This is a genomic window from Ureibacillus sp. MALMAid1270 (assembly GCF_049202975.1).
Classification (GTDB): Bacteria; Bacillota; Bacilli; order Bacillales_A; family Planococcaceae; genus Ureibacillus.
Genome location: NZ_JBMIRP010000017.1, coordinates 1 through 5,389, shown reverse-complemented (window position 1 = coordinate 5,389; position 5,389 = coordinate 1). Strand labels below are relative to the sequence as shown.

6 protein-coding genes are annotated in these 5,389 nt (G+C 28.8%); all 6 read right to left on the bottom strand.

Annotated elements, in window-relative coordinates; all coding sequences use genetic code 11:
* Positions 1-228: 228 nt before the first annotated feature.
* Positions 229-1,005, bottom strand: a complete 777-nt coding sequence (locus tag ACOQFO_RS01235; protein ID WP_421687898.1) for a hypothetical protein — start codon at positions 1,003-1,005, stop codon at positions 229-231.
* Positions 1,006-1,308: 303 nt separating this feature from the next.
* On the bottom strand, positions 1,309-2,004 hold the full coding sequence (locus ACOQFO_RS01230) for a SagB/ThcOx family dehydrogenase (protein ID WP_421687897.1): 696 nt from the start codon (positions 2,002-2,004) through the stop codon (positions 1,309-1,311).
* A 19-nt stretch (positions 2,005-2,023) separates the two neighbouring features.
* Positions 2,024-3,253, bottom strand: a complete 1,230-nt coding sequence (locus tag ACOQFO_RS01225; protein WP_421687896.1) for a YcaO-like family protein — start codon at positions 3,251-3,253, stop codon at positions 2,024-2,026.
* A 6-nt stretch (positions 3,254-3,259) separates the two neighbouring features.
* Entirely contained in the window at positions 3,260-4,042 is a 783-nt protein-coding gene (locus ACOQFO_RS01220) for a hypothetical protein (RefSeq protein ID WP_421687895.1), read from the bottom strand.
* Positions 4,043-4,111: 69 nt separating this feature from the next.
* Positions 4,112-4,264, bottom strand: coding sequence for a hypothetical protein (locus ACOQFO_RS01215; RefSeq protein ID WP_421687894.1), 153 nt, complete (start codon positions 4,262-4,264; stop codon positions 4,112-4,114).
* 113 nt (positions 4,265-4,377) lie between these two features.
* Positions 4,378-5,229 (bottom strand): lanthionine synthetase LanC family protein, encoded by an 852-nt coding sequence (locus ACOQFO_RS01210; protein ID WP_421687893.1) that lies wholly within the window; start codon positions 5,227-5,229, stop codon positions 4,378-4,380.
* Between the last annotated feature and the right edge of the window lie 160 nt (positions 5,230-5,389).

The window sequence follows — 5,389 nt, the reverse complement described above, 5'->3', positions numbered from 1 at the left end:
ACTTTTTTCCCTTCGCCCTCAAAAACAAGGCGCAACCTTTTCGGAATGTTTGTCAAGAGCGATTGTCCTCTCGTTCGGAGAATGATTTCCGCCCTGAACTATTGTGATTTTCAGTTTTTCATAGAAGTTTTGACACTACCTCTAATAATAAAATAGGGATTTAATAGACCCCTTTTGGTATTTATCATTGAATCCCTCCACGTTTAATAATTAATAACCCCTAAATATTTATCCTTCCTTTTTTCTTAAAGCATCTCTTACTTGAATCGCTTTGAAATATAATATAGGGTTTATTTTCAAAACTTTATTTAGATGGTCCAAAAACCTTTCATCATTGTTATCTATCTGATCAATAATCTCATCCTTATAGATTATTCTTAGTGAATTCTCATATAAAGATAATTGAGTATCTCTATCTTTCCATTTATGGACTAAAATTTTATTGAGCCATTTTGATTCTATATTCAAAGATTTAGTCCAATGTTCTATGAATTCATCTAATGTTAAAAATTCTCCACTCCATGTATATTTACCGCTAAAAAATCTTAACTCACCTCCTTCTCCTATAGGTTTCCATAAAACAGTATCTTTGAAGCCAACTTTCCATGTAGATCTTAATGGCAATAATTTAAACATTGGTGCCATAAACCCCACATCAACATAGAATTCATAATTCTCTACTTTTACTACTAATGCAAAATGTCCTTCGGATAAATGAATTATACTAGTTTGATAATCTAACTTACATAAAAGCTGATATAAAGCCCAAGTTAAATTAAAACATGTTCCTCCATACCCAGTAGATTTAATATATTTTAAATAATCTTTTAAATCAGAGTTATAGGTAGGGGCTTTAATTAAATTATTATAACCAAGTATTTTAGTAATTGTATCGAATGGTATAACCATTAAATGACGTTGGACTATTCTATCCAAAAAGTTTAATTTGTCATTAGTATAATCAACACCAATATAAGATAAATATTCCTCTACTATTGAATCCAAACACGCTCACCACTCTGTTCTTTATATTGCTTACTAGACATTATTAAGGATTATTCATTCAAAAAAACTACTAATATTTTGTTAAAAATACTACTTAAAACTACTATTTGATTATCCCTACAGACTAGAATTTAAAATATAACCGTAGAACAAATACAACAAATTATTGTAGCTCTTTTCGAACTTTTAAACACAACTTCCATAGGTTTCTCTCTACATTCAGGGTAAGATAATACTTAAAAATATTAAACGTTGTATAAAAAAGGTTTGTAAAAAAAATTCTTTAAAGAAAACCTAAGTTATTTATTCAATATCCATAAAACAATATAAATAAAGTGGTATCTCTGTTTTGGGAAGTTGTAAAATATCAACAAGTTTTTTTTCGTAAAAACCACCAATAGCCCTATTTTTAATATTCAAATAGTCACTTACTATTTTTAAATTTTGCCCAATGTGCCCAGCTTCAATTAATAAATATCTATATCCACGTGAACCATACTTAAAAAGTATATTATCTACTTTACCTGTCATTACTATAAAAAAATTTGATTTAGTAACAAATTTATTTGTTTCTGGAATAAAATCTAAATCTATTTCCCTTATATAAGATAATATCCCTTTTTCTCTATGATAATGATAAATTGCAGATTTCACATTATCGATATTTAATAGAAAGACATAAAATTCAATAGGATAAAGACCACCAGCCGAAGGATTATACGAGTGAAAATCATTATCCTCCTTTTCTAATAAATATGATGTATGCAATATTCGGAAAACATTTCGCAGTTCCATTTTTTTCTCAGTAGTTTCTCTAGTAGATCTAACTGAAGAAATCAATTTTTCATTACAAATTTCAAATATAATATCATTTGGGTGCGAAGCATAAGATTTACTAACTGGTATAGACGAGTACTCTCTTCCGGGAGCATGTAAAAGTTGAGATTCATAATTATTAGAGTTCATTAAATAATACTCGTAAGTATAATAATCTTTCAACATAATAACCTCCTAATTTTCAAGGAAATGGATGCGGTAATAGATTAAACTCCTTGTTACTTAAAGCTTTTTTTTGGTGCAATCTTGGACAATTTAGCATCGGTTCTCCTACAGGCAAAAACGCTAAAGCTGGAACTACTACTCTCATTACATTTAAACCAATACTTTTTACATCTATCGTAGTTAAATCAACTGCATAGGGTATATACTCTTGCTCATTCAATTTATCTAAAGTGATATCTAATGTCGTTTGTTTATCTAATAATTCGTTAGCTAATTTGATAGGTAAAGTTGACGGTAATAAACCCTCTAACACCCAGTCCGCTTGACCAGAAATGTAATATAATGCATGGTCATCCAATGTTTCTATCTCTTCCATTTTTGAAGGGTAGTTAAAATCATAATAATTAAGATATTCATAGAATACGGAATATCCCCCTAAACCTTCCTTTATAGAATTTAATATAGCCTTACTATATTGATAATGTGCTGCACATCCTAGATAAAATCCCTTGACATCTTTTTTCCTAATAACTGACAAAATAGTAGTTACAGAGAATTCTTGGGATATATCATAAAGTTCTATTTGAAGGTCACTGTGTTTGGCCAATGAGATTAACTTACAAATATCTTGATTATTAATATCTGTGAAATCTATTTTAAAATTAACAATCCCTAACATCCAGAATAATACAAATGCATCTCGCTCTATACATTCTAACAATCCTCTAGAAATTGCATCTTCTTTAGTATCTGAACAAGCTAACCCTGTTGAAATAATATCCCTAATCGGCTTCTGATTATTAGTAAGATAAATAAGTTCTTTAGGGATTAAGACAGTTTCACCTGATATTAGGTCAACACCGTTACACCACTCTAAAATACTTTTCGTTGTAACTTTATTCAAATTAGGATTACGACTATATTGTTCATCAGTAAGCCTTGTTATTTTCATAGGATCCATAGCATACCCTTCAAACTCCTCGTACGAACCTAGAACAGTCTTTTGGTTTTCAATATTAGCACAATACCTTTCAACCGCTTCTCCAATTGCTGCCATTTTACTTGAGGTATGATCTATTGAAAAACCTGAACCTGTAATCATCCCTCCCCTTAATCTATTTGAATTTATAACAGCTAAATATCTTATTATTTGAGGTAATCCAGGTTTTACATCAATTTTTCGTAGGTGTGAAACTAATCCGCCTCTAGGATGATAAACATTTTGTATAAATTTTTTAATATTCATTTTAATTTATCCCCCCAACTCATTACACCATTCACAAAATGGAGATTTTAAAACTTTATATGAAGAATTTTCATAAGTAAAAGGATTTATTATAATTTCAGTTTCAAAAGATGAGAGAGGATATTTATTTTTACTTATCTTTATTAACTCTGGCATTATTGATGAACCAATGTAATCTTCAATTGGACCTAAAACTTCTATTCCTTTAGAATAATTATTCAAATTATTTGAAGTAATCCTCTCTAATAAACAGTTATAACAAGGACCATCATCTGGAAAAAAAGTAGGGCCTAAAAGAATATTTGATTTAGTTAAGGAAACCTTTAACCAAGGCTTTCTAATTCTTTGTGAAATTTTTTGAACAGTCTTAAAATACTCCACGTTATCATCGTAATCAATACCTACTAAAAAATGAGAATCAATTAGATTATCTGAAATATTACCAAAATCAGCAATATCCTTTAACAGAGGGCTTTGCTTTATAAATAGCAAGTGTTCTTTATGTATTTTATCTGTTAAAATAATTATTTTTTTGTCTACTTTTTCTTTAACTCTCACGATTTTTAAATCTTCTAAATTCATTATTAAATTTATTACTTCGTTTTTATTTAACTCAGGAAACTTTGAAAATAATTCATCAATATTGTACGTTCCTGTAAAAGAGTCAAGTATAAGTTTTAATTTACTTAAATCAGTTCCAGATATTTCAAAAGCTTTTTGTTCCTCTATATTTGTTAGAATAACTCTTTCATCTCCTTCAAATACAGTTCCTAATAGTTCAACAAACATTTTATCAACCCCCTAAGTTATATAGAAAAAAGGTGACGGATAAATTATCCGAAACCTTTTTCTAGAAAGTTATTTTTTCTTTTTTACCGGTGATGCAGTTTCTTCACATCCACCACTACCAGTAGTACAACAACCTGCTTGAAGTAACTTCCCTAAATCTTTACCTTGATTGTGGACTTTTTTTACCTCTTCAAATTTAAGAGTTGTAATATTGATTTCCATTAACTTCACCCCCTTTCCTATTATATTTACATATTTTACATTTTATTGAAATTATCAACAATAAGACCATTTATCTATTTTCGGAATATTTAGTATATTATTTTTAAAAAAATTTAGAAATTTAATAGCATAATATTATCCAAGACAGATTCTTCTTCTTTATACATAGAAAGTGAAATTATAAACATTCCAATGTTTCCGTTTAAAATACTATTTTTGTCTTTGTTACTGCATAAATAATTGTCGGGTATTTTTTCTATAATACTATTTAATAAATCTACAAGATCCTTATCGTAAATTACTTTACAAAATTTATAAAGGATATATATAAGCCCTATAATTCCATGGCAAATACCTTTTTCATATAAAGTTATATTTTCAAACACATTTTTATAAATGTTTTTTAGAATAATTATAAAAAAAGGTTTATATATATCCTTTTCATTTACATCTAAAGAGGTCCATAAAGGAATTAAAATACCTGGCATTCCATAACACCATCCAAAATGAGCATTTGATGAGCTTCGATTCTCATCTATATAATATGGTATTACGTATCTATTATCTTCGAATGTTATTTGTTGAAATAGCCAAGATGATAGTTTTTTTATAGAACTATGTAATTCAGGATGTTGTATCCCCCTTTTTTGGGCAAGACATAGCATACTAAGTACCCCTGGAACCCCATGAGCCAACCCACATTCTATAAAAATATCACTACGTTCGCTTTCAAAGAAATGCTGATTTCTTGTTGTATAAAACCCCTTTTCTGCGAATTTTGCTCTATAAACAATTAAATCTATTATTTTTAATAAAATTTCTTTCAATTGACCTGTTAGATTATCAATACTTAATAGGTAAGTGCATATCCCTGTTAATCCGTAAATTAGATCATACTCAACAAAAGCGCATGGTTCTGATGTATTCTCATATTCTAATAAAGGCATTAATCTATACTCAAGCATTGCATCTAACTCTTTTATTTGTAAGCGTCAAATATAACACACCTTCAACGAATTTCATGGACATGAGACAATCATGAAAATGAATCAAGTTGGAGGTTTTTTTATGAAACAATCTGAACGCCAGTTGATGTGGCAATCTCGTATTCAAGCATTTCACACA

Coding starts and splice junctions, on each gene's coding strand:
- ACOQFO_RS01225 (WP_421687896.1), bottom strand. CDS start 3,253: ATGAATATTAAAAAATTTATACAAAATGTTTATCATCCTAGAGGCGGA.
- ACOQFO_RS01215 (WP_421687894.1), bottom strand. CDS start 4,264: ATGGAAATCAATATTACAACTCTTAAATTTGAAGAGGTAAAAAAAGTC.
- ACOQFO_RS01220 (WP_421687895.1), bottom strand. CDS start 4,042: ATGTTTGTTGAACTATTAGGAACTGTATTTGAAGGAGATGAAAGAGTT.
- ACOQFO_RS01210 (WP_421687893.1), bottom strand. CDS start 5,229: ATGCTTGAGTATAGATTAATGCCTTTATTAGAATATGAGAATACATCA.